Origin of the sequence: Mycobacterium sp. Aquia_213 (assembly GCF_026625985.1) — a bacterium.
Lineage (GTDB): Bacteria > Actinomycetota > Actinomycetes > Mycobacteriales > Mycobacteriaceae > Mycobacterium.
In genome coordinates this window covers 5699190-5721670 of the sequence record NZ_CP113116.1, presented here as the reverse complement: position 1 = coordinate 5721670, position 22481 = coordinate 5699190, and the positions used below count along the sequence as shown (strand labels likewise).

Here is a 22481-nt window from a genome sequence, read left to right as displayed (position 1 = left end):
CTGGCCGGCGGCCAATTCGGTTGCCGGGACGGCAGATTAGCGTTGTGATTTCGATCTGCCCGCCTCGGGTACACGTGGCATCGTGGAATTGATGAACGACGCAAATGACGCCTCGGAAAAGGAGTCAGAGCACGATCCCGCGGAAGGTAGTCACGTTGAGGGGGGTGTAGTCGAACACCCCAACGCGGAGGACTTCGAGATCGCCGCCTCATTGCCGGCCGATCCGACCTGGTTCAAACACGCGGTCTTCTACGAGGTGCTGGTCCGAGCATTCCTGGACGGCAACGCGGACGGGTCCGGTGACCTGCGCGGGCTGCTGCAGCGCCTGGACTACCTGCAGTGGCTCGGCATCGACTGCATCTGGCTGCCGCCCTTCTACGACTCGCCGCTGCGCGACGGTGGTTATGACATCCGCGACTTCTACAAGGTGCTGCCCGAGTTCGGCGACGTCGACGACTTCGTCGATTTGCTCAACGCGGCGCACGAGCGCGGCATCCGGGTGATCACCGATCTTGTGATGAACCACACCTCGGATTCGCACCCGTGGTTTCAGGAGTCACGGCACGACCCCGACGGCCCGTACGGCGACTTCTACGTGTGGAGCGACACCAGCGAGAAGTACACCGATGCCCGGATCATCTTCATCGACACCGAGGAGTCGAACTGGACCTTCGACCCGGTGCGCAAGCAGTTCTACTGGCACCGGTTCTTCTCCCATCAGCCGGACCTGAACTACGACAACCCGGCCGTGCAAGAGGCGATGATCGATGTGCTGCGCTTTTGGCTCGATCTCGGGATCGACGGGTTCCGGTTGGACGCGGTGCCCTACCTATTCGAGCGGGAGGGCACCAACTGCGAGAACCTGCCCGAGACGCACGCCTTCCTCAAACGCGTCCGCAAGGTCGTCGACGACGAGTTCCCGGGGCGGGTGCTGCTGGCCGAGGCCAACCAGTGGCCGGCCGATGTCGTCGAATATTTCGGCGATGCCAGCACCGGCGGCGACGAGTGTCACATGGCGTTCCACTTCCCACTGATGCCGCGCATCTTCATGGCGGTGCGGCGCGAGTCGCGGTTCCCGATCTCGGAGATTCTGGGGCAGACGCCGGAGATCCCGGACATGGCGCAGTGGGGGATTTTCCTGCGTAACCACGACGAGCTGACGCTGGAGATGGTCAGCGACGAAGAGCGCGACTACATGTACTCCGAGTACGCCAAGGACCCGCGGATGAAGGCCAACGTCGGCATCCGCCGCCGGCTGGCCCCGCTGCTGGACAACGACCGCAACCAGATCGAGCTGTTCACCGGGCTGCTGCTGTCACTGCCCGGATCGCCGGTCCTGTACTACGGCGACGAGATCGGGATGGGCGACGTCATCTGGCTCGGTGACCGCGACGGCGTGCGCACCCCGATGCAGTGGACGCCGGACCGCAACGCCGGCTTCTCCAAGGCCAACCCGGGCCGGCTGTATTTGCCGCCGAGTCAGGACTCGGTCTACGGGTACCAGGCCGTCAACGTCGAAGCCCAGCGGGACACCTCGACGTCGCTGCTGAACTTCACCCGCATGATGCTGGCGGTGCGCCGCCGTCACGACGCCTTCGCGATCGGTTCTTTCGAGGAACTCGGCGGGACGAACCCGTCGGTGCTGGCCTTTCTGCGCCAAGCGCCCGACGATGGCGACGTCGTGCTATGCGTGAACAACCTGTCGCGGTTTCCCCAGCCGATCGAGTTGAACCTGCAACATTGGAGCGGCTACACCCCGATCGAGCTCTCGGGGCAAGTGGAGTTCCCACGGATAGGGCACCTGCCCTATTTGCTGACACTGCCTGGGCATGGGTTCTACTGGTTCCAGCTGTGCGCATCGGAGGAGAAGGCATGACCCAGTCAGCCAAGCTGCCTTGGAGCGAATGGCTGCCACAGCAACGTTGGTACGCCGGTCGCAATCGTGAGTTGTCCAGCGCCGAACCCGCGGTCGTCGTTCCACTGCGCGACGGCCTCGACCTGGTGCTCGTCGACGTCACCTACACGAGCGGGCCCGCCGAGCGCTATCAGGTGCTGGTCGGCTGGGACGTCGAGCCGGTCACCGAGTACAACACCGTGGCCACCATTGGCTCGGCCGACGACCGGACCGCCTACGACGCGCTGTACGGCACCGAGGCGCCGCAGTTTCTGCTGTCGCTGATCGACACGTCCGCCGTCCGCGATTTCTCGGGCACCCAAGTGGTGTTCCGCAAGGAGCCGGACGTCAGGCTTCCGCTGGACGCCTGGCCACGAGTGGCCGACGCCGAGCAGTCCAACACCAGCGTGATCTTCGACCGATCCGCGATCTTCAAGGTGTTCCGCCGGGTCAGCAGCGGGATCAACCCCGACATCGAGCTGAACCGGGTGCTGGGCCGCGCCGGCAACCCCAACGTGGCCCGGCTGTTCGGCACCTACGAGATCGCCGGAGCCGACGGCGCCGAGGACACGGCGTGGCCGCTGGGCATGGTCACCGAGTTCGAGGCCAACGCCGCCGAGGGCTGGGCCATGGCCACGGCCAGTGTTCGCGACCTGTTCGCCGAGGGCGACCTGTATGCCCACGAGGTCGGCGGCGACTTCGCCGGTGAGTCCTACCGGCTGGGGGAGGCCGTCGCCTCGGTGCACGCCGCCCTGGCCGAATCCCTCGGAACCGCACAGTCCACCTTCCCGGTGGACAACGTGCTGGCCCGGCTGGCGTCGACCGCGGCGCTGGTTCCCGAGCTAGAGGAGCACGCGGCAACAATCGAAGAGCGCTTCCAGAAGTTGGCCGGCGAGACGATCATCGTCCAGCGAGTGCACGGTGATCTGCACCTGGGACAGGTGCTGCGCACCCCGGAGAGCTGGTTGCTGATCGACTTCGAGGGCGAGCCCGGCCAGCCGCTGGACGAGCGACGAGCCCCGGATTCGCCGCTGCGCGACGTGGCCGGCGTGCTGCGGTCGTTTGAGTACGCCGCCTACGGGCCGCTGGTGGATCACGAGGGCGACAAGCAGCTGGCCGCGCGCGCCCGGGAGTGGGTCGAGCGCAATCGCACCGCCTTCTGCGACGGCTATGCCGCCGCGTCGGAAACCGATCCGCGGGATTCGGCGCAGCTGCTGGCCGCATACGAACTCGACAAGGCCGTCTATGAGGCCGGATATGAGGCGCGGCACCGGCCGGGGTGGCTGCCGATCCCGCTACGGTCCATCGCCCGGCTGACGGCGGCCGAGTGAGTCTCTGCGCCCGCGGCGGGCTTCTGAAAGCATGTCCGAGTGGCAAGTGAGATTTTCGACAGCGAAGCCCGATTGTCCTGGGTGCTGGCCGGGCTGGCCGGTGTCCTGGGGGCTACCGCATTTACGCACTCCGAGGGGTACTTCGTCACCTTCATGACCGGGAATGCCCAGCGCGCGGTGCTGGGGTATTTCCGGCACGACGTGCTGCTGTCGATATCGGCGGGGGTGTTGATGCTGTGCTTCGTCACCGGCGTGGTGGTCTCCTCGGCATGCCGTCGCCGATTCTGGTCGGCGCATCCGCACGGCCCGACCGTGCTGACCACCTTCAGTCTGATCGCCGCCACTGTGGTCGACGTGGTCGACGAGGGCTGGCAGGAGAACATGCTCGATTTCGCGCCGATCATGCTGGTGGTCTTCGGCGTCGGCGCGTTGAACACCTCGTTCGTCAAGGACGGCGAGGTGTCGGTGCCGTTGAGCTATGTCACCGGCACGCTGGTCAAGATGGGCCAGGGCATCGAGCGACACATCGCCGGCGGGACGGCGGCGGAATGGCTCGGCTACTTCCTGCTGCTGGCGAGTTTCATGCTGGGCGCGGCGGTCGGTGGCTGCATCAGCCTGCTCGTCAACGGCACCTGGATGCTGGTGGTCGCCTCCGGTGTGTGCGCGCTGACGACCGGCATCACCTACTTCCACATGGACCGGCGCGCCGTCCTCGATTAGTCCGGTCAACCAAAAAAGCATCGGCAGCGCTCGCGCGCTGCCGATGCTCTTTAGTTGTTGTGTCAGCCGGCGGGAGGGGCCGGGGGAGCGGCGGTGGGCGCGTTGAGCACCTGCACCATGTCGGGCTTCATCGCCATCAGTTGCTGGTTCCAGTAGGGCCACGAGTGCGTCCCGTTGGCGGGGAAGTTGAACACACCGTTGCGTCCACCCGATGCCACATAGGTGTTCTGGAACTGCTCGTTGGTGCGCAGCGTGAGGCCTTCGAGGAACTTGGCCGGCATGTTGTCGCCGCCGAGGTCACTCGGTGTGCCGTTACCGCAGTACACCCAGAGGCGGGTGTTGTTGGCGACCAGCCGCGGAATCTGCAGCATCGGGTCGTTGCGCTTCCACGCCGGGTCGCTGGAGGGACCCCACATGCTGTTGGCGCTGTAACCGCCCGAGTCGCTCATCGCCAAGCCGATCAGCGTCGGCCACCATCCATCGGACGGGTTCAGGAAGCCGGAAAGCGACGCGGCGTACGGGAACTGCTGCGGGTAGTAGGCGGCCAGGATCATCGCGGAGCCACCGGACATCGACAGCCCCACCGCGGCGTTGCCGAGCGGGTCCACCTGCTTGTTGGCCTGCAGCCAGAGCGGCATCTCCTGGGTCAGGAACGTCTCCCACTTGTAGGTGTAGTTCTGGCCGTTGCTCGACGACGGCTGGTACCAGTTGCTGTAGAAGCTGGACTGACCGCCGACCGGCATCACTACCGAGATTCCGGACTGGTAGAACTCCTCGAAGGCCGGGGTGTTGATGTCCCAGCCGTTGTAGTCGTCCTGCGCCCGCAGACCGTCGAGCAGGTAGACCGCGTGCGGTCCGCCGCCCTGGAATTGGACTTTGATGTTGCGGCCCATCGACGGTGATGGAATCTGCAGGGTCTCCACTGGAAGACCCGGCTTCGAGAACGCCCCCGCAGTCGCCGAGCCGCCGACAACGGCGACCAGACCGGACAACAGGGCAGCGCCTACGACCGCGATAGCCAGCCGGCGCGGCAGGATTGTCGCTGCGCCACGTAACTTCTCAACGAATGTCATAGCTCTTACCCATCCCAACTTTCATCTGCCGCGTTGTGCGGTGGAATCTGTTCTCCGGGAGTCAAACACAGCGGGAGGGTCTAATTCGGTTGTCGCGGCCGGGGCGGGAGATCGCGGTTGGCTAACGATTGAGAGACGGCCAGAAATCGTCACATTGCGGTCACGATCGGCTCTCGGAACCATGCGGTCCTCTTGCAAAGCGATCGCGCATGCGCTATCGACCTACGCGACTAGTCGCCGCAAAAGCGTTGAGGCTGTGGCAATTCCAAGAACTGCCGCCACGATCAACACGACGAGGTCCAGCGGGTTCAGCGGCGTGCCGATCAACAGTGCGCGCAGCGCGTCAACCTCGTAGCTCAGCGGGTTGACGGTGCTCAGCACGCGCAGCCACGACGGCATCACGTCGACCGGGTACAGCGCGTTGGACGCGAAGAACAACGGCATCGTGATGGCTTGCCCGATACCCATCAGGCGATCGCGATTGCGGACCAGCCCGGCCAGCGTCATCGACAGGCAGGCGAAGAACGCCGCACCGAGCATCACCGTGGCCATCGCCGCCAGGATGCGCAGCGGGTTGACGGTCAGGCCGACGCCCATCAGATAAGCCAGCACCAGCACGCCGACGACCTGGGCGACCGAGCGCACCCCGGCCGCGAAGGCCTTGCCGGTGATCAACGCCGACGCCGGGGCCGGCGTCACCATCAGTTTGGCCAGCACGCCGGCGTCTCGATCCCAAATGATCTGTATGCCATAGAAAATCGAGATGAATAGCGCCGACTGCGCGATGATGCCCGGCGCCAGGAAGGCCAGATACGACACCGAGCCGGTGTTGATTACATGCAACTTGCTGAATGTCGTCCCGAAGATCAGCAACCACAGGGCCGGTTGCACCATCCGGGTGACGAGTTCGGTGCGGTCATGCTGCAGCTTCTGCAGTTCGACGATCGCGAACGCGCCGACGCGGCCGAACGTTGCGCCGATCCGCTGCCAGCCGCGCGGTGCGCGGACCAGCGTGGCGGCCGGGGTTTCGCAGGTGTGATCAACTGGCACGACTGGCAACCTTTCTGCTGGAACGGATTTCACGGAAGTCGGACGTGGATACTTCGGGCGATTCGACCGCCGGGTCGCTGCGCAGGTCCGAGGACGCGTAATGACGGAAAACGTCCTCGAGCGTGGCGCCGGGCGACACCTTCGACTTCAGCTCGGTGGGAGTGCCGACGGCGCGCAGCACGCCGCGATGCATCAGCGCGACGCGGTCGCATAAGGCGTCGGCTTCCTCCATGTAGTGCGTGGTCAGCAACACGGTCATGCCGAACTGGGCTTGCATGCTCTGCACCTGAGTCCACACGCCGTCGCGTGCGATCGGGTCCAGCCCGACGGTCGGCTCGTCGAGCACCAGCAGCGACGGGCGGTTGACCAGCGCCTGCGCCACTTCCAGGCGGCGCACCATGCCGCCGGAGTAGGTCCCCGCCAGCCGGTCGGCCACATCGAGTAGCTGCATGGCATCCAGCGCCTGCTCGACGCGGTCGGCGCGATCGGCCCGCGGTACGCCGTACAGCCGGGCGAACCATTCCACATTCTGCCGGCCGGTCAGCGCGGGTTCGATCGAAAGTTGTTGCGGCACATAGCCGATATTGCTGCGGATGGCGACGGTCTGGCGCTTGGAGTCCAGCCCGAAGATGCGCAACTCGCCGTGCTGCACGGGGGTCAGCGTGGTGAGCATCCGCACCAGCGTCGTCTTGCCCGCGCCGTTGGGTCCGAGCAGGCCCATCGTCTCGCCGGGCCGCACCTGCAACGTCAGGTCATCGACGGCGGTGAACTGGCCGTAGTGGAAGGTCAGGTGCCGGCAGTCGATCGCCATCGGCAATTTCGTCATCATCATCTCTCCTGTAATCTGCGGGCCACCATGTCGAGAACCTCCAACCCCTTTGTCAGAGAATCGATTTGGTCGTCATTGAGTTCGTCCAGCACCTCGGACAGCAGCGCGCGGCGGGCGGCTCGCGAGGAGTCGACGACCTGCTGAGTGGGCTCGGCGAGTCGTAGTTGGCAGGCGCGCCGGTCGGTCTCGTCGACCGTCCGGCTCAGCGAGCCGTTGGCCACCAACTTGGAGACCATCGTCGACGCGGTGTTGGGCACCAGCCCGAGTTCGGCTGCCGCCGCGCGGACCGAGATCCCCGGCCGACGGCCGACCAGCCAGAGCAGTTCCGACTGTGATTCGGTGAACCGCGCCGAGTCGAGTCCCCGGCCGGCGGACCTGCGCAGCTGGCGGCGGAATCGGCCGACGACGCCGAATACCTCGGCGACCAGGTCGGTGTGTGATCTCAGTGCTTGCATATATAGCTCTGTTTACGAGCTATATATGTGCGCAAGCTGTGTAGGGCCTTTAGCTGGGCTACTTCTCGAGGTGGTGCAGCATGACGTCGGTCACTGCGCCGTCATCGACGCAGGTCGTCATGTAGCTGCAGAACGGCTGGCGGCGCCGGTCCGTCGGCGAGCCCGGATTGAGCAGGCGCAGCCCGGTCTTGGTGGTGGTATCCCACGGGATGTGGCTGTGCCCGAAAACCAGCACCTCGCTGTCCGGATAGAGCCGCGACATCCGGGCGTCGCGGCCGGACGAGGCGCCGGTTTCGTGCACGACCGTGAAACGCACGCCCGCCAACGTGACGTCGGCTCGCTCCGGCAGGCGCGCACGCAATTCCGGGCCGTCGTTGTTGCCCCAGCATCCGACCAGCCGCGCCGCCCGGGATTGGAGTTCGTCGAGCAATTCGAGCGCGATCCAGTCGCCGGCGTGGATGACGACGTCGGCCCGCGCGACTTCCTCCCACACCCGCGCGGGCAGATCGCGGGCGCGCGCCGGGACATGGGTATCGGCAATCAACAGCAGCCTCACGAGTTCTATGCTTACCCGCGAGCAGAGGAGAAAGCATGCGTACCTTCGAGTCAGTCGCAGACCTCGCCGCCGCCGCGGGCGAGACCATCGGACAAAGCGACTGGGTGACCGTCAGTCAGGAAGACGTCAATCTCTTCGCCGATGCGACCGGCGATCACCAGTGGATCCACGTCGACCCGGAACGGGCGGCCGCCGGTCCCTTCGGCAAGACCATCGCGCACGGTTACATGACGCTGTCGCTGCTGCCGCGGCTACAGCACGACATGTACACGGTCAAAGGGGTCAAGCTCGCAATCAACTACGGCCTGAACAAGGTTCGGTTCCCCGCCCCGGTTCCGGTGGGGTCGAAGGTGCGGGCGACCAGTTCGCTGGTTTCGGTCGAGGACGTCGGCGGTGGTGCCGTGCAGGCGATCGTGTCGAGCACCGTTGAGATCGACGGGTCGGCGAAGCCGGCCTGTGTGGCCGAAAGCATCGTTCGCTACATCACGTAGCGCCCTTAGTACTCGGCGATCGAGTGCTCCAGTCGTTCCGCTAGGCGGGCCTGGGCTTCCGCGCGCCGGGTCGGTATGTGCTGCGACGGGAAAGGCGTTGTCACAGGCTGGTATTCACGCAGCGTGCGGCGGGCCACCGTCATCTTGTGCAGTTCGGTAGCGCCGTCGGCGATGCCCAGCGACTCGGCGGCGACGAGCATTTTCACAAAGGGCATCTCGTCGGAGACCCCGAGCGCGCCGTGCAGGTGCAGGGCCCGCTGGGCGACGTCGTGCAGCACCTGGGGCATCGCGACTTTCACCGCCGCGATGTCGCGGCGCACCTTCTGGTAGTCGTGGTGCTTGTCGATCAGCCACGCGGTGCGCAGCACCAGCAGCCGGAACTGCTCGATCTGGATCCAGCTGTCGGCGATCTTCTCCTGGGTCATCTGGAAGTCGGCGAGTTTGCCGTGCCTGGTCTGACGCGACACCGCACGCTCACACATCATGTCAAAAGCCTTGCGCGCCAGCGCAATCGTGCGCATCGCGTGATGGATGCGGCCACCGCCGAGGCGCGTCTGCGCGATCATGAATGCCGAACCTTCACCGCCCAGCACATGGTCGGCCGGCACGCGCACGTCGTTGTAGCGGACATACCCGTGCGAGCCGTGCTTGCCTGACTCGCCTCCCACCGCGACGTTACGAATGATCTCGATGCCCGGGGTCTCGCCCGGGACGATGAACAGCGACATCTTGTCGTAGGTGCGCGCGTCGGGCTTGGTCACCGCCATGACGATGAAGAACGACGCGTGCTTGGCGTTGCTGGAAAACCACTTCTCCCCGTTGATGACCCAGTCGTCTCCGTCGCGGGTCGCGCTCGTCACGAACATCCCGGGATCGGAACCGCCCTGCGGTTCGGTCATCGAATAGCACGACGTGATGTCGCCGTCGAGCAGCGGCTGCAGGTAGCGGGACTTCTGCTCCTCGGTGCCGAACAGCGCCAGGATCTCGGCGTTGCCGGAGTCCGGTGCCTGGCAGCCGAACACCGAAGGCGCCCAGCGCGAGCGCCCGAGGATTTCGTTGAGCAGCGCCAGCTTGACCTGGCCGTAGCCCTGGCCGCCGAGTTCGGGCCCCAGATGGGCCGCCCACAGGCCTTGGTCCTTCACCTGCTGCTGCAACGGCCGCAGGATGGTCATCATCTCGGCGTTGTTTTTGTCGTACGGATCAAGGGCGACCAGATCGAGCGGTTCCAGCTCGTCGACCATGAACTTTTCGACCCAGTCCAGCTTCGCCTGGTATTCCGGGTCCGTTTCGAAGTCCCACACCGTGGCCAACCGTTCCCCGGCGCACCGTCGCACCGGCATCTTGGACAAACGCAGAAGCAGCCACCTCATCGTAGGTGGGGCCTGCATCGGTGCTGAGCGGCGACCCTTTAGTGCAGCTTGGGCAGGACGTAATCGCGATAGAAGTTGATGGCCGCAATGGGGTCGCCCTGCGGAAAGTGCAGAAACGGGATGGCGCCGCCGTCGAGGACCCATTGCACGGCCGTGACGTGCGTGGCGGGATCGGTGCCGACCGTCCAGTTGGCCAGCACCTTCTCGATCGGGTTCGACTCGGCGGCACGCTGAATCTCGACCGGATTGGGCTGATCGGCGGCCCCGGCGGTAAAGCGCCACAAGGCCGCCGTGCGGGCGGCCTCCTCGCTATCGCCGACGACGGCGAACAGTTCGGCGCGCTTGCCCAGAGTTGCGGGATCGCGCCCGGCGGCGCGAGCGCCGTCGCCCAGCGCGGCCAGCAGTTTGGGGTTCGTGAGATCGCGGGATTGGGTGATCCAGCCGTCGCCGTATTGCCCTGCCAGCCTTGCGCTTTTAGGTCCACTGGCGGCCACGAAGATGGGCGGCGGTGCCGGTGGCAGGTCGTAGAGCTTCAGCGAATTGGTCTGAAAATAGCGGCCCGCGAACGAGATTCGCTGACCGCTCCACAACTGGCGGATCAGCTGGATCGCCTCGACCAGCCGGTCGTGACGCTCGGGATATTTGCCCCACATGTTGGTGGTGGCCTGCTCGTTGAGCCGCTCGCCGGTCCCGAGCCCCAAGAACACCCGGCCCGGACTCAGCAGCGCCAGCGAGGCAAAGGCCTGCGCCACCGTTGCCGGGTGGTAGCGATAGGTCGGACAGGTGACGCCGGTGCCGAAGGAGATGTGGCTGGTGCTGCTGCCCACCAGCGCCAGCGTCAGCCAGGGAAACATCGAGTGGCCCTCGTTGTCCTGCCACGGCTGGATGTGGTCGCTGGCCCAGACGTATTGAAAGCCGGCCTTTTCGGCCGCCTGGGCCTGCGCGACCAACTGATCGGTGCGAAATTGCTCGTGCGACAGGGTGATCCCCACGCCCTTGGTCACCGGGGGTGCAGTGCTGGGCGACCCACGATGTTCGCTGGAGCACCCGGCAACCCAGGCGCCGGCGCCGAGCACGCCCGCGCCCGTCGCGATCTGCGCGAATGCTCGCCGGGAAAGCCCTGTCATCGCGTCGGGGTACCCCCCACCTACATCGTCACGCCGAGCCGTTTCGTGTTCATTCCGCATGGTAGCCACTAGCCTGACGTAATGGCTTCTCAGGCACGTCCGGCACGCAAAGCCGACCTCCGCGAGTTGTCTGCCACCCTGAGCCGGGCCTTCTTCGACGATCCGGTGATGGCCTGGATATTTCCCAACAGCATGACGCGGACCATGGATCTGGCCCGGATGTTTTCGGCCATGACCCGCCATCATCATTTGCCTCTTGGCGGTGTCGAGGTGGCCCACGACGGAGCCGTCATCGGTGCGGCGGCGCTGTGGGATCCGCCGAATCACTGGCAGGAATCGCGCTGGGCCCAGTTGGCGATGACGCCGGCCTTTCTGCGGGTGTTCGGCCTGCGCACCGGGATGGCGCGGGGCATCCAGGAAGTGATGAAGCGCGAGCATCCCGAAGAGCCGCACTGGTATCTGGCCGCGATCGGCAGCGCCCCGACGGTCCGCGGCCAGGGTTATGGCCAGGCGTTGATGCGGTCGCGGTTGGACCGTTGCGATGCCGAGCATGCTCCGGCGTATCTCGAGTCGAGCAAGCCCGACAATGTGCCGTACTACATGCGATTCGGTTTTGAGGTCACCCAGGAGATCGCACTGCCCAACGGCGGCCCGCCGCTGTGGGCGATGTGGCGGGACCCGCGCTAAAGGTCAGGGGCTGCTTCGCCACCCGGCGATACCGATGGCGATCATGCGCAGCTGTTTGACCGCGGTCCGCCGGATGTCTTCCAACGATTCGGCGCTCTGGGCGTCTTCGATCGCCTCGGCGATCACGATCATCGAGTTGACGAACAGGGTTGCCAGCACGTTGAGGTCTTCGGTGCTCCAGGCATTGAGCCCGGGGAAGCGCGCCAGGTCGGTCGCCAGCTCGGAAGTGATCAGCCGGATCTCGGTGCGGATTGCGTAGCGCAGCACGCTCAGCCCGCTGTTGCGCTCGCGGCCGATCAGCCGCCAGTGCTCGCGTCGATCGGCGACGCTGGCGACCAGGATTTCGACGGACGACTCGATCACCCGGTTCGGGTCGAGTTTGCCGGCCCGCGCGTCGCGCAGAGTGTCGCGCAAGGCGCGAAACGACTCGTCGATGAGCACCAGACCGAGGGCTTCCATCGACTCGAAGTGCCGATAGAACGCCGCCGGAACGATCCCGACCTCGCGGGTCACCTCGCGCAGGCTCAGCGCAGAAAAGCTGCGGTCCTGCAGCAGTTTAAGAGCAGCGGCGATGATGGCGCGCCGAGTGGCCTCTTTGCGCTCTTCGCGGGAGGGGCTTTCGCGGGAACGCTCGCGGCTAGAACGGTGCGGCCGTGAGCTAGGAGTACGACCGTTCACTGTGTGAAGCCTACCACAGAGCCGCGGAAACCCTTGACTAGCTGCAACGTCCAAGAGGACGGTGTACATATGTTCACTGAAAGAAGTCAGACCTCGCGTCGGAGCTTCGCCAAGACTTTCCGGGACCGCATCCTCGGTTCCGACCTGGTTGACCTACTCACCGGCCCGCACGGCGTGGACCGCTACACCGAGCTGGTAGACCCAACCTGGACCCAGGGCGAAGCCCGCGCCAAGGTCGTCGACGTGCGCCGCACCACGCCGCGCAGCGTCACACTCACCCTCGCTCCGAACGAGAGCTTCACGTCCACCCACAGCTTCAAGGCCGGTCAGTATGTCAACGTCGCTCTGGACATCGACGGCCGCCGGCACACCCGCTGCTACTCACCGGCCAACGTTGAAGGCAGCTCGACCCTCGAGCTGACCGTCGGCCGCCACGGAGACGGTTCAGAAGGCGGGTTGGTCTCGAACTACCTGTACGAGCAGGCCCGTCGCGGCATGGTGGTCGGGCTGACCGGTGTCGGCGGCGACTTCATCCTGCCGGCCCAGCGGCCGCGGCGGATCCTTCTGATCTCCGGCGGCAGCGGCATCACGCCCGTCATGGCGATGCTGCGCACTCTGGTCGCCGAGGGCCACTTGCAAAACCAGGGGGCGGAAATCGCCTTCGTCCACTACGCCCGCACACAAGCCGAGGCCTGCTACCGCGACGAGCTGAGCGCGATGCCCGGCGTGCGGGTGCTGCACGGCTACACCCGTTCGGGTTCGGGTGAGCTGACCGGCCGATTCGGACCGCAGCACCTGGCCGCGGCCATGCCCGCACCGGATGCGGTATTCGTCTGCGGCCCAATCGCTTTGGTTGACGCCGTGCGCGAGCACTGCGAAAACGTGTACACCGAGAGCTTCGTGCCGCCGGCGATCACGGCTCCGGCGAACCCGTCGGGCGGTCGAATTACGTTCGCGGACAGCGGCGTTGACACGAAAGACGACGGCCGCTCGCTGCTGGAGCAGGCGGAATCGGCCGGGCTGACCCCGGAGAACGGATGCCGGATGGGCATCTGCCACACCTGCACACGCCGGAAGGTCTCCGGCACCGTGCGCAGCCTCACCACCGGCGCGGTCTCGACCGCCCCGAACGAAGAAATCCAGATCTGCGTATCCGTCCCCGTCGGGGACGTCGACCTCGCGCTTTAAGCCCACCAACCCTTAGGAGGAGGAGCTATGTCGCACGACAAGATCACCCTTACCCCCGAGCAGGCCGACGCATTCGGCCGTGAACTCGACGCCATCAGAGATCGCGTGATGGCAGACCTCGGCGAAGTAGACGCCGACTACATCCGCCGCGTCATCAAAACCCAACGGGCGCTGGAAGTCGGCGGACGCGTTCTGCTGTACCTGCCGCCGGCCTGGCTGCTGGGCACCGCGATGCTGGGCGTCGCGAAAATCCTGGACAACATGGAGATCGGCCACAACATCATGCACGGCCAGTACGACTGGATGCGTGACCCGACCATCTCCGGGCGCTCCTTCGAATGGGACACCGCCTGCCCGGCCGACCAATGGCGGCACTCGCACAACTACATGCACCACACCCACACCAACATCGTCGGGATGGACCGCGACATCGGCTACGGCATCCTGCGGATGAGCGAGGACCAGAAGTGGCACCCGTACTACCTGGGTAACCCGGTCTACGCGTTCCTGCTGATGGTGCTGTTCCAGTACGGCGTCGCGCTGCACGAACTGGAGACCGAGAAGATCCGCTCCGGGGAGATCCGGGTCTGGGACAAGCGTGATGTCCTCAAGGCCATTTGGAAAAAGACCAAGCGCCAGACGCTCAAGGACTACGTCGCCTTCCCGCTGTTGGCCGGCCCGTTCGCGCCGTTCGTCTTCACGGGCAACATGACGGCCAACCTGATGCGCAACGTGTGGTCGTACATGATCATCTTCTGCGGCCACTTCCCGGACGGCACCCAGGAATTCACCATCGAGGAGACCAAGGATGAGTCCCGCGGTCAGTGGTACTTCCGCCAGGTGCTGGGTTCGGCGAACCTGACCGGAGGCAAGATCTTTCATCTGCTGTCCGGCAACCTGTCACACCAGATCGAGCACCACCTGTTCCCGGACATGCCGGCCCGCCGGTATTCCGACGTCGCGCCCGAGGTGCAGGAGATCTGCGAGCGTTACGGGATCCCCTACAACAGGGGCCCGCTGCTGCAGCAGTTCGGCACCGTGGTGCGCAAGATTGTCAAGCTGACCTTGCCGGACCCCGGCAAACTGACGTCGTTGCTGCCGAAGATCAAGGCCGACAAGCCGGCCGATCGCGAGCCCGTCGCGGCCTGAGTCCCGCCCCGGGTGGGGGACAATGGGCTGCGTGGAGTGGACCGGTGCACGTTATGCGGATAAGCCGACGGTGGAAGTGTCGACGTGGGTCGACGCCGATCCCTCCCGGGTCTGGAACCTGATCTCGGATATCAAGCTGATGCCGACGTTCAGCAACGAGTTGCAGTCCGTGGAGTGGGCCGGCGGTGCCGATCGGCCCAAGGTCGGCGCCCGCTTCGTCGGACACAACCAGCACGACGCGTTCGGCGAATGGAGCACCACCTCGTGCATCGTCGCTTGCGAGCAGCCGAAGGAATTCGCCTGGGCGGTCGGTGATGCCGACCGCCCCTCGGCGATCTGGCGGTTCCGACTGGCACCCCGGGATGGCGGGACCAGCCTCAGCTTCTGGATGCAGATGGGTCCGGGCCGCTCGGGGCTGTCGGCGGCGATCGACGCTATGCCGGACAAGGAAGAAAAGATCGTGTTCGTCCGGATGCGTGAATTCGAGACGTCGATCAGCAAGACCCTGGCGGCAATCAAGAGGCTTGCCGAACACGGGGTGCGCTGATGCGCACCGCAACGACGGTCGAGTTGTCCGGCGGCAGCGACGACGTCGCCCAGGTGGTGACGCTGGCCGTCGAAGCCGAAATGCTGGGACTCGATGTGTGTTGGGTCGCCGAGGCGTGGGGTGCGGACGCGCCGTCGGCGCTGGGCTACCTCGCGGCGCGGACCGACAGGATGCTGCTCGGCTCGGGCATCCTGCAGGTCGGCACCCGGTCCCCGGTCCTGGTCGCACAGACCGCGATCACGTTGTCCAACCTGTCGAATGGCCGATTCCTGCTGGGGCTGGGTGCTTCGGGTCCGCAGGTGATCGAGGGCCTGCACGGCGTCTCGTTCAGCCGCCCGCTCGCCCGCGTCAGAGAAACCGTCGACATCGTGCGGCAGGTGTTCGCCGGAGGCAAGATCTCACATTCCGGCCGGGAATTTCGGATCCCCCGACCCGGTGAGGCGGTACCGATGCGGGTGTCGAACGCTCCGCAGCACGCGATTCCGATCTACCTAGCCACGCTGTCCCCGGCGATGCTGCGGCTGACCGGGGAGATCGCCGACGGCTGGCTGGGCACCAGTTTCGTTCCGGAGGGTGCGGCGCAGGCGTACTTCGCCCACCTCGACGCGGGCCTGGCGGCATCCGGCCGTACCCGCGCGGACATCGACATCTGTCAGGGCGCCGAAGTCGCGTTCGCGGCTGACGAGGACGAACTGAACGCCATGATCGCCAACCGCAAAAAAGAACTCGCGTTCAGCCTCGGTGGTATGGGGTCGTCGAGCACGAATTTCTACAACCAGGCCTACAGCCGGCAGGGCTGGGCCGACGTCGCCGCTGCGGTGCGCGAGCGCTGGCAGGCCGGTGACCGCGACGGCGCCGCACAGCTGGTGACCGACGGAATGGTGCTGGGCACCACGCTGATCGGCACCGAGCAGATGGTCCGCGCGCGCCTCGCGGTCTGGCGCGACGCCGGCGTCGACACCGTGCGGCTCTATCCCGCCGGCGACACGCTGGATGCCAAGCTCGCGACGCTGGGCCGGGCGATCGAGCTGGTCCGCCAGACCTAGGACACTGCCGTCAGGCCATTGCGTCGGCCTGTGCCTGGTATCCCTCGAAGTCCGTTGCGAGCGCCTTCTCCCGGAAGCGTGCCAAGAATTGCTGGTAGGCCGGCTTGTCTCCGCTGTTCCCGGCAAGGAGGGCCCGCAAGCGCAGCAACGGCAGTTCGTGCAGGACGAAGCCCGGCTCGGTCGGCACGGCAGCCAGCCTGTCCAGCGTTTTCTGGGCTTCATCGACGTCGGATTCTGCGCCGCGATGGAGTAATGCCTCGCCCAGCACCGCGGTGGCAGGACCACGAAAGACCATCTCGTCGGTGGCGAACTGCTCGTCAAGAACCTGGCGCGCCAAAGCGATGGCGCCGTCTAGCTCGCCGGACCTGAGTTTTGCCCGAGCGAACTCGATATCGGTCAGCCTCCGCAACGTCAACGTAAGTTTCTCGCGAACGATCATCTCGCGCGCTGCGGTCAATGCCTCGATGCCGGCCGCCTGGTCACCCTCGGGACCGTGCAGCAATGCCATCGCTCGATTCATGTATGCGAAGGTGACGGCGGTGTTGTCCCCCGCCTGCAGCGCGACCTCCAACGACTCCGATGTCAACGAGATGTCCTCCGCGTCGGGCAATATGGCGTCGTTCCCCGTGGCGCCCGCGAATTTGTACACCTGCGCCAGAATTCGGGTTGTCGCGTCAAACGACCGCGCCATCCCAATGCCTCGTTCGATGTCGGCTCGCCACCCCGGGTGGCCCAAGGACATCGCCGATACACCCCGCAAACTTATGGCCCAGGCAAGCGGAGATCCGATGACGAGGTTCCCCATGGCGGGGTCTCCATCTGCGAGGTCGATAACGCGCTGGGTCAAACGCTGGCTTTCGACCGCCTCGCCGGCTTCCCAATTCGCCTGGGCCGCCCCGTAGAGAAGGCCTACGACCATCTCTGGCTCTCCTATCGACTCGATCAGGCCGGCGAACTCGGACGCCGTATGCACGGCTTCCCGGTGGCGTGAATTGAACGTCAACGTGTTGAGGTGCCCTGCCATGCCCACCGCCAGTGATTTCTTGTCGCCGGCTGCGGCCGTGATGTCGCGCAACTCCTCGAAGCCAGTGGTCTCTGGAACACCGCCCACTTGAAAGGCACTGCCGCACAACAGAGCCCGTGGAGAGATCCGCATCGTCAAACAGTTGGGATGGTCGCCGGGCATTTGGTCTGCAACACGTGCGGCCTGTTCCCAGCTTGCACGTGCCGCCCGGATGTCGCGCGGCCCGTATCCGGTCGCGGCACGCATGAACCATTCATATGCCTCGGACAGCTCACCCGCGGACTCGTATTGAGTCGCGATCATGGCCGCGCCCTCACCGGTGGCTGCGGCGTTCGTCTGCTGCATCATCGCCGCAACACGCCGGTGCAAGTCCGAGCGCGCGGCCTTGAGCTGCGACTCGTACGCGACCTTCTGGGTGAGCGGATGGCGGAAGGCGTATTCGGCATCGTCTCCGTAAGTGACCTTATCGACGAGCTCGGCCTCGATGAGGGGCGTCAGGTTCGTTCGCTCGAGCAATCGATCCAATAGCTCGGCGCGAAATCGAGCACCGATAACCGCAGCGGCGTTCAACGTCCGCTTTGCCGAGGGAGTGAGCCGGTCGATACGGTCACCGATGGCGGCCTGCAAAGTGGGGGGTACATGCACGTCGCCTACTTCTCGCAGACATACATAGGCACCCGGCTCGCCCTCTATCTCGCCCCGTTCAGCCAGATCGCGGACGATCTCTTCGGCGCAGAACGGTATGCCGGCCGCACGGTCGGCGACCACCATGGACAAACTGCCAACCGACGAATCCACCCCCAGCAGCTCCCCTAGTAATTCGCTGATGTACGAATCACTCAGTGGTGCAAGGACGATGGCCTCGGCTTCGCTGAATTCTGATAGGGTCCCCCGATACTCGGGGCGATACGTGATCACCAGCGCTGCCCGCATTTGGAGGACAGCGGCCGCGAAATCGGTGAGCATCGATTCGCTGACGCCATCTATCCAATGTGCATCTTCGATGACGTATACGGCAGGGTTAGGCCGACCCACCGAAACTGTTTTGATGAGCTCGATGAGCCGCCGCCGCCTAGCGTCCGGGCTGATGTCGGGCAGCGCCATATCGGTATCTCGGATGCCCAACAGCTCATCGAGCAACAGCAGGTCCTCGGCATCGGCATGGGGCGCGGCTGCGCGCACCCGCATCCGGGCGGCTTCTGGTGGGAGACCGCCGATTCCGAATACTGCACGCAACAGTCGTGAGATCACATGGAATGAGATTTCCCGGGTATGCGATTCGCAGTAGGTGGAAAACACCTCAAAACCAAGGCTTGTCGCGACCGAAACGGATTCGCGGACCAACCGCGTCTTACCAATGCCCGGCGGCCCCGACACGGTGACCACAGATCCGACACCGTTGCGTGCCTTGTCCAGGATCGCCGAGATCGCTGTCGTCTCCGACCCGCGGCCCACGAGCCGAGAATGCCGACGCCCCACGCGGCGTTCAGTCGACGCGGACAACAGCCGACGCGCCGGCACCGGGTCCGCGGAACCCTTAATGCGGACGTATTCCTTTGTGCCCAAGGCAAAATCGTACTCAACGAGACTGGCGGTCGACCCGCTGAGCATCACGCCGCCCGGGGGCGCGACCGACTCCATCCGCTGAGCCATCCCGACCTGCTCACCGACGGCGGTGTAACCGAAAGAGCCTGAACCGATCTCACCGGCGATCACCTCACCAGAGTTCAACCCGATTCGTAGCTTGAGATCGACACCGTCCCGGCCTTGAACTTCGACGGCAAGCGGTCGCGTCTCCTCCTGGATTGCCAGCGCGGCCAGACAGGCACGAACAGCATGGTCCTCCAAGGCCACGGGCGCGCCGAACACCGCCATGATCCCGTCGCCGGTGAAACTGCCGACCGTGCCCCCGAAACGCTTTACCACCCCGGCACACCTGTCCGCGAGTTCGGCCATGACCTCGTGTAGCCGCTCGGCACCCACCAGTGCGGCGATGTCCATCGAGTGCACCACGTCGGCGAATAAGACGGTGACCTGTTTGTACTCAGCCCGGCTACTGCCGTCTTCGACTGGTGAGCCACAGCTGTGACAAAACCGGGCGTTCTCCAAAGGCTCGGTTCCACACGTCCGGCACACTGCTACGGCCGTCACCCGACCCTCCGCCAATCCCGACCCCGGTTCTCACAGAATAGGCGATTAGGGCCTCCGCGAGGAGCCGTTGGCAGGGTCAAACGATTCACGAAGAATGCACAAACTCCACGTGTCGGGAGTAGGCGGTTTCGGGAGGAACCAATTTTGCTCTCGCGAGATTCAAGACACTGCCGTCGGGGCGTCGATGGCCTTGACGAGTTGTACCTCGGGGCGTGCCGGCACTTCGTCGGACAGGAACCACCGGAACGCCAGGTTGCCGAGCGGATAGCCCAGTGTCGTCAGCGAGTTCGGGTGAGCGGTGATATCGCGGGACAACACGATCGTCACCGAGCCGTCGCTGTTGAGGACGGCGCTGTGGTTATTGAGCGACGAACGGGCACCCTCGTCGCCGTAGGTAGCCATGAATTGGTTCCACACCACCAGGTTCCAGAACCGGCAGGACGGCGGCCGGTGCGTGATGACCAGAGCCTCGTCGTCGTCGAGCACGAAACTGCCGTAGGCGTAACAGGCGTCGCGGGCCGACCAGCCGAAGTTGGCGTCGGGCACCTGATACGGGTCAGCGAATTGGTTTGCAGCATGGACAGTTTCGTGTCCAAGTCCGTGCTCCTCGTCGACGCGCGTCCCGACTGCCAGCGGCACGATCGCGAACATCATGCGCATCCAGGCGGCCGTCGCGCGCAGGCTGGCCGCGGTCTCCGCGTCGCCGTGCCGGATCGGGTCCGGCTCGTCGAGCGCCTCGATCTGCCACGTCACCGGGCGACCGGTGAGCGGGTGGGCTTGGTAGTCGCGGGTCATCAGCACGGCCGCGTCGGGCGTCGCGGGGAAATCGAAGGTGAAGTTGCCGTCGGCGTCGATATCGAGATCGGTGTCGCGGACGATCGCGACGATGCGGTCCGACCAGGCGCCTGGTGAGGGTTCGTTGTAGGCGGTCACCGAGAAGTACACGCTGTCACCCTTATTGCCGCTGATGCGGTAGCGCCGTTGCGGATCGACCGGGCAGATGAAGTAGTACGCGTCGGTGTTGTCGCCGCCCCACCGGCGATCGCGTCGGAACGGGGTATTGACCGCGACGAACTGCGGCCGACCCGGCTCGGGGAACAGGTAGGTGTCAAAGGCGACGCCCAGCGTGGCGGCCAGCATGCGGTAGCCGTCGGCGATGTGGCGGTCGTCGGTCACCGCCCGGTCGCCCTCCAGGAAGGAGCGGTCGAGGTCGCCGATGGTGGCCAACAGCTCTTTCCACGCGGTGGTCGATTCGTGCGTCATGCGCTGATTCCTTTCAGGAGCAACGTCGTGGTGCGGTCTACCCAGGCGTCATCGAGGTCGTCCGGGCGGGTGAGCAGGCCGATCAGCGTGATGCCGGCAATGGCCTCGGTGAGTTCGGTGGCGGTGACACCGGGCGAGATTTCGCCCCTGGCCGCGGCCCGCTCCAGGCACTCGGCGAGACCGCCGCCGATGATGCCGGCGAAGCGCTCCAGCAGCGCGGAATGCAGCGTGGGATCGGCCGCCATCTCGCCGACCAGCCCGGGCAATGCCGCGCGCGCGGCCGGGGTCGTCAGGAAAACCATTGAGCGCCGGACCATTTCGCGCAGATCCTCGGGCAGTGAGCCGGAGTCGGGAATCTCGGTCGCGGCCCCGATCGGGAACACCGCCTCGTGCACCAGGTGCGCCTTGCTGGGCCAGCGGCGGTAGATCGCGGGCTTGCTGGTGCCGGCGCGCTCGGCGATGGCCGAGACCAATAGCCCCGGGTAGCCCGTCTCGGCGAGCAGCTCGACGGTGGCGCGCAGCACTGCACCGTCGATACGCGGGTCACGGGGTCGGCCAAAATCCACTACCATTACGAAACTCAGAGTAACATAAGTCGCCGTGACCGACGCCGTTCGCCTTGACGACCTTGACCAGCCCCGATTCAGCGCCGAGGGCCAGCAGATCCTCGACATGATGGCCATGATGGCCCCGCAGTGCCCGTTGGATGCCGACGCGCTGCACACGCAGGCCAGCGCCGACACCGGCCTGCAGGACTTTGGGCCCGACGACTACCGGGAACGGCTCGACGTCTACCTCGCCGCGCTGCGCGAGATCGACGGGCTGCACGACGCCGGAGTCGTGAACTTCTACGGCCAACTGCTGCAGCTACTCAAGAACCGGTTGCTGCTGACCGACCTGCGCAGGCGCCATCCCGAGATCGACGACATCGACCTGCGCTCGCCGGTGGTGATCGCCGGGCTGCCCCGCACCGGCACCACGCACCTGCACAACCTGCTGGCCGCGCCGCCGACCTTCCGCACCATGCCGTACTGGGAAAGCAACGAGCCGTTCCCGTTGCCGAATGAGGCTGGCGCCGAACCGGATCCGCGCCGGGCGCGGATGGACGTCGCGGTCGGGGTGGTCAACATGGTGATGCCGCATTTCCCGCTGATGCATGAGATGCCCACCGACCACGTGCACGAAGAGATCCAGCTGCTGGCCAACGACATCTCCACGATGCTGTTCGAGACGCTGGCCGAGGTGCCCCGCTGGCGCGATTACTACCGGGCCCACGACCAGACGCCGCACTACCAATACCTCGCCACGCAACTCAAGGCCATGCAGTTCCTGCGCGGTGGCCGCCGCTGGCTGCTCAAGTCGCCCCAGCATCTCGAGCAGGTACGGGTGCTCGATCGGGTCTTCCCCGACAGCATCGTGGTGTTCACTCACCGTGATCCGGTGCCGGTGGCGCTGTCGATGGTCGCGATGATCACCTACTCCGCGCGCATGCACCGCTCACCCGTGCCGGTGGAACGGATCGCGAACTCCTGGATCGATCGCCTCGACGAGATGCTCACCGCGCTGGTCCGGGATCGGGACGCGATCGGCCCGGACCGCTCGATCGACATCCGGTTCACCGACTTCATGGCCGACGAACTCGGCGTTGCCGAGCGGCTCTACGCCCTGGCCGGCGAACCGTTCACCGACGAGGCGCGCAAGCCCATCGCCGACTACCTGGCGGGCCACCAGCGCGGCCGATTGGGAAACGTCGAGACGTCGTTCGAGATGTTCGGACTCGAGGAGAGCGCCCTGCGCGAACGGTTCGAGCCCTACGTCGAGCGGTTCCTGAAATAGGCTCAGTGCGCTAGCT

Annotated in this window: 21 protein-coding genes; 10 read left to right on the top strand and 11 right to left on the bottom strand. The window is 65.5% G+C overall.

Annotated features, from left to right (window positions below):
* Nucleotides 1–91 precede the first annotated feature (91 nt).
* Genes treS through LMQ14_RS26780 form a run of 3 tightly spaced genes read left to right on the top strand, consistent with a single transcriptional unit; the run spans nt 92 to nt 3945 of the window.
* Nucleotides 92–1876: a maltose alpha-D-glucosyltransferase gene (gene treS / locus LMQ14_RS26790; RefSeq protein WP_267732614.1), complete on the top strand. Its 1785-nt coding sequence runs from the start codon at nt 92–94 to the stop codon at nt 1874–1876.
* The gene (locus LMQ14_RS26785; RefSeq protein ID WP_267732613.1) at nt 1873–3225 is read left to right on the top strand and encodes a maltokinase N-terminal cap-like domain-containing protein; all 1353 of its coding nucleotides are present in this window, start codon (nt 1873–1875) and stop codon (nt 3223–3225) included. Before treS ends, LMQ14_RS26785 begins: the two co-directional genes overlap by 4 nt.
* Before the next feature lie 39 nt (nt 3226–3264).
* Nucleotides 3265–3945, top strand: coding sequence for a YoaK family protein (locus LMQ14_RS26780; RefSeq protein ID WP_267732612.1), 681 nt, complete (start codon nt 3265–3267; stop codon nt 3943–3945).
* 62 nt (nt 3946–4007) lie between these two features.
* On the opposite strand, the gene ag85C is transcribed toward LMQ14_RS26780, so the two are convergent.
* The 5 genes from ag85C to LMQ14_RS26755 all read right to left on the bottom strand — a co-directional run bounded on the left by ag85C (nt 4008) and on the right by LMQ14_RS26755 (nt 7908).
* A complete protein-coding gene (gene ag85C / locus LMQ14_RS26775) occupies nt 4008–5018 on the bottom strand; it encodes a diacylglycerol acyltransferase/mycolyltransferase Ag85C (RefSeq protein WP_267732611.1) in 1011 nt (336 codons plus the stop codon).
* 222 nt (nt 5019–5240) lie between these two features.
* Nucleotides 5241–6068, bottom strand: coding sequence for an ABC transporter permease (locus LMQ14_RS26770; RefSeq protein ID WP_267732610.1), 828 nt, complete (start codon nt 6066–6068; stop codon nt 5241–5243).
* A complete protein-coding gene (locus LMQ14_RS26765) occupies nt 6058–6897 on the bottom strand; it encodes an ATP-binding cassette domain-containing protein (RefSeq protein ID WP_267732609.1) in 840 nt (279 codons plus the stop codon). The genes LMQ14_RS26770 and LMQ14_RS26765 overlap by 11 nt, the downstream gene beginning before the upstream one ends.
* The gene (locus LMQ14_RS26760; protein WP_267732608.1) at nt 6897–7352 is read right to left on the bottom strand and encodes a MarR family winged helix-turn-helix transcriptional regulator; all 456 of its coding nucleotides are present in this window, start codon (nt 7350–7352) and stop codon (nt 6897–6899) included. The genes LMQ14_RS26765 and LMQ14_RS26760 overlap by 1 nt, the downstream gene beginning before the upstream one ends.
* Nucleotides 7353–7410: 58 nt before the next feature.
* Nucleotides 7411–7908 carry a metallophosphoesterase family protein gene (locus tag LMQ14_RS26755; RefSeq protein WP_267732607.1) on the bottom strand — a complete coding sequence of 166 codons (498 nt, stop codon included), beginning with the start codon at nt 7906–7908 and terminating at the stop codon, nt 7411–7413.
* A 35-nt stretch (nt 7909–7943) separates the two neighbouring features.
* On the opposite strand from LMQ14_RS26755, the gene LMQ14_RS26750 reads away from it, so the two are divergent.
* A complete protein-coding gene (locus LMQ14_RS26750) occupies nt 7944–8399 on the top strand; it encodes a MaoC family dehydratase (RefSeq protein ID WP_267732606.1) in 456 nt (151 codons plus the stop codon).
* 5 nt (nt 8400–8404) lie between these two features.
* Here the strand turns inward: LMQ14_RS26750 and LMQ14_RS26745 are convergent, their stop codons facing one another.
* Together LMQ14_RS26745 and LMQ14_RS26740 are read right to left on the bottom strand one after the other, a co-directional pair.
* Nucleotides 8405–9739: an acyl-CoA dehydrogenase family protein gene (locus tag LMQ14_RS26745; protein ID WP_267735695.1), complete on the bottom strand. Its 1335-nt coding sequence runs from the start codon at nt 9737–9739 to the stop codon at nt 8405–8407.
* A gap of 68 nt (nt 9740–9807) precedes the next feature.
* Nucleotides 9808–10896 carry a F420-dependent hydroxymycolic acid dehydrogenase gene (locus LMQ14_RS26740; protein ID WP_267732605.1) on the bottom strand — a complete coding sequence of 363 codons (1089 nt, stop codon included), beginning with the start codon at nt 10894–10896 and terminating at the stop codon, nt 9808–9810.
* An 81-nt stretch (nt 10897–10977) separates the two neighbouring features.
* Here LMQ14_RS26740 and LMQ14_RS26735 point away from each other — a divergent pair, with 81 nt between their 5' ends.
* The gene (locus LMQ14_RS26735; protein ID WP_267732604.1) at nt 10978–11583 is read left to right on the top strand and encodes a GNAT family N-acetyltransferase; all 606 of its coding nucleotides are present in this window, start codon (nt 10978–10980) and stop codon (nt 11581–11583) included.
* A 3-nt stretch (nt 11584–11586) separates the two neighbouring features.
* On the opposite strand, the gene LMQ14_RS26730 is transcribed toward LMQ14_RS26735, so the two are convergent.
* Entirely contained in the window at nt 11587–12261 is a 675-nt protein-coding gene (locus LMQ14_RS26730; RefSeq protein ID WP_267732603.1) for a TetR family transcriptional regulator, read from the bottom strand.
* Between the two features lie 69 nt (nt 12262–12330).
* Here LMQ14_RS26730 and LMQ14_RS26725 point away from each other — a divergent pair, with 69 nt between their 5' ends.
* The 4 genes from LMQ14_RS26725 to LMQ14_RS26710 are packed head-to-tail and all read left to right on the top strand — an operon-like array spanning nt 12331 to nt 16191.
* A complete protein-coding gene (locus LMQ14_RS26725; protein ID WP_267732602.1) occupies nt 12331–13449 on the top strand; it encodes a ferredoxin reductase in 1119 nt (372 codons plus the stop codon).
* A 27-nt stretch (nt 13450–13476) separates the two neighbouring features.
* On the top strand, nt 13477–14598 hold the full coding sequence (locus LMQ14_RS26720) for a fatty acid desaturase family protein (RefSeq protein WP_267732601.1): 1122 nt from the start codon (nt 13477–13479) through the stop codon (nt 14596–14598).
* Nucleotides 14599–14620: 22 nt separating this feature from the next.
* Nucleotides 14621–15145 (top strand): SRPBCC family protein, encoded by a 525-nt coding sequence (locus tag LMQ14_RS26715; RefSeq protein ID WP_267732600.1) that lies wholly within the window; start codon nt 14621–14623, stop codon nt 15143–15145.
* Nucleotides 15145–16191: an LLM class flavin-dependent oxidoreductase gene (locus tag LMQ14_RS26710; protein ID WP_267732599.1), complete on the top strand. Its 1047-nt coding sequence runs from the start codon at nt 15145–15147 to the stop codon at nt 16189–16191. Before LMQ14_RS26715 ends, LMQ14_RS26710 begins: the two co-directional genes overlap by 1 nt.
* Nucleotides 16192–16201: 10 nt before the next feature.
* On the opposite strand, the gene LMQ14_RS26705 is transcribed toward LMQ14_RS26710, so the two are convergent.
* The 3 genes from LMQ14_RS26705 to LMQ14_RS26695 form a co-directional block, all read right to left on the bottom strand.
* Nucleotides 16202–19366, bottom strand: coding sequence for an ATP-binding protein (locus LMQ14_RS26705; RefSeq protein WP_267732598.1), 3165 nt, complete (start codon nt 19364–19366; stop codon nt 16202–16204).
* A gap of 159 nt (nt 19367–19525) precedes the next feature.
* On the bottom strand, nt 19526–20629 hold the full coding sequence (locus LMQ14_RS26700; RefSeq protein WP_267732597.1) for a DUF1214 domain-containing protein: 1104 nt from the start codon (nt 20627–20629) through the stop codon (nt 19526–19528).
* Nucleotides 20626–21201: a TetR/AcrR family transcriptional regulator gene (locus LMQ14_RS26695; protein ID WP_267732596.1), complete on the bottom strand. Its 576-nt coding sequence runs from the start codon at nt 21199–21201 to the stop codon at nt 20626–20628. Before LMQ14_RS26695 ends, LMQ14_RS26700 begins: the two co-directional genes overlap by 4 nt.
* A 28-nt stretch (nt 21202–21229) precedes the next feature.
* On the opposite strand from LMQ14_RS26695, the gene LMQ14_RS26690 reads away from it, so the two are divergent.
* Nucleotides 21230–22465: a sulfotransferase family protein gene (locus LMQ14_RS26690; protein ID WP_267732595.1), complete on the top strand. Its 1236-nt coding sequence runs from the start codon at nt 21230–21232 to the stop codon at nt 22463–22465.
* The last annotated feature ends 16 nt before the right edge of the window (nt 22466–22481 follow it).

Bases quoted from the DNA above. Each gene is read 5' to 3' on its own strand.
- treS (WP_267732614.1), top strand. From the start codon at position 92: ATGAACGACGCAAATGACGCCTCGGAAAAGGAGTCAGAGCACGATCCC.
- LMQ14_RS26785 (WP_267732613.1), top strand. From the start codon at position 1,873: ATGACCCAGTCAGCCAAGCTGCCTTGGAGCGAATGGCTGCCACAGCAA.
- ag85C (WP_267732611.1), bottom strand. From the start codon at position 5,018: ATGACATTCGTTGAGAAGTTACGTGGCGCAGCGACAATCCTGCCGCGC.
- LMQ14_RS26765 (WP_267732609.1), bottom strand. From the start codon at position 6,897: ATGATGACGAAATTGCCGATGGCGATCGACTGCCGGCACCTGACCTTC.
- LMQ14_RS26760 (WP_267732608.1), bottom strand. From the start codon at position 7,352: ATGCAAGCACTGAGATCACACACCGACCTGGTCGCCGAGGTATTCGGC.
- LMQ14_RS26750 (WP_267732606.1), top strand. From the start codon at position 7,944: ATGCGTACCTTCGAGTCAGTCGCAGACCTCGCCGCCGCCGCGGGCGAG.
- LMQ14_RS26745 (WP_267735695.1), bottom strand. From the start codon at position 9,739: ATGCCGGTGCGACGGTGCGCCGGGGAACGGTTGGCCACGGTGTGGGAC.
- LMQ14_RS26740 (WP_267732605.1), bottom strand. From the start codon at position 10,896: ATGACAGGGCTTTCCCGGCGAGCATTCGCGCAGATCGCGACGGGCGCG.
- LMQ14_RS26735 (WP_267732604.1), top strand. From the start codon at position 10,978: ATGGCTTCTCAGGCACGTCCGGCACGCAAAGCCGACCTCCGCGAGTTG.
- LMQ14_RS26725 (WP_267732602.1), top strand. From the start codon at position 12,331: ATGTTCACTGAAAGAAGTCAGACCTCGCGTCGGAGCTTCGCCAAGACT.
- LMQ14_RS26720 (WP_267732601.1), top strand. From the start codon at position 13,477: ATGTCGCACGACAAGATCACCCTTACCCCCGAGCAGGCCGACGCATTC.
- LMQ14_RS26715 (WP_267732600.1), top strand. From the start codon at position 14,621: ATGGGCTGCGTGGAGTGGACCGGTGCACGTTATGCGGATAAGCCGACG.
- LMQ14_RS26710 (WP_267732599.1), top strand. From the start codon at position 15,145: ATGCGCACCGCAACGACGGTCGAGTTGTCCGGCGGCAGCGACGACGTC.
- LMQ14_RS26700 (WP_267732597.1), bottom strand. From the start codon at position 20,629: ATGACGCACGAATCGACCACCGCGTGGAAAGAGCTGTTGGCCACCATC.
- LMQ14_RS26695 (WP_267732596.1), bottom strand. From the start codon at position 21,201: ATGGTAGTGGATTTTGGCCGACCCCGTGACCCGCGTATCGACGGTGCA.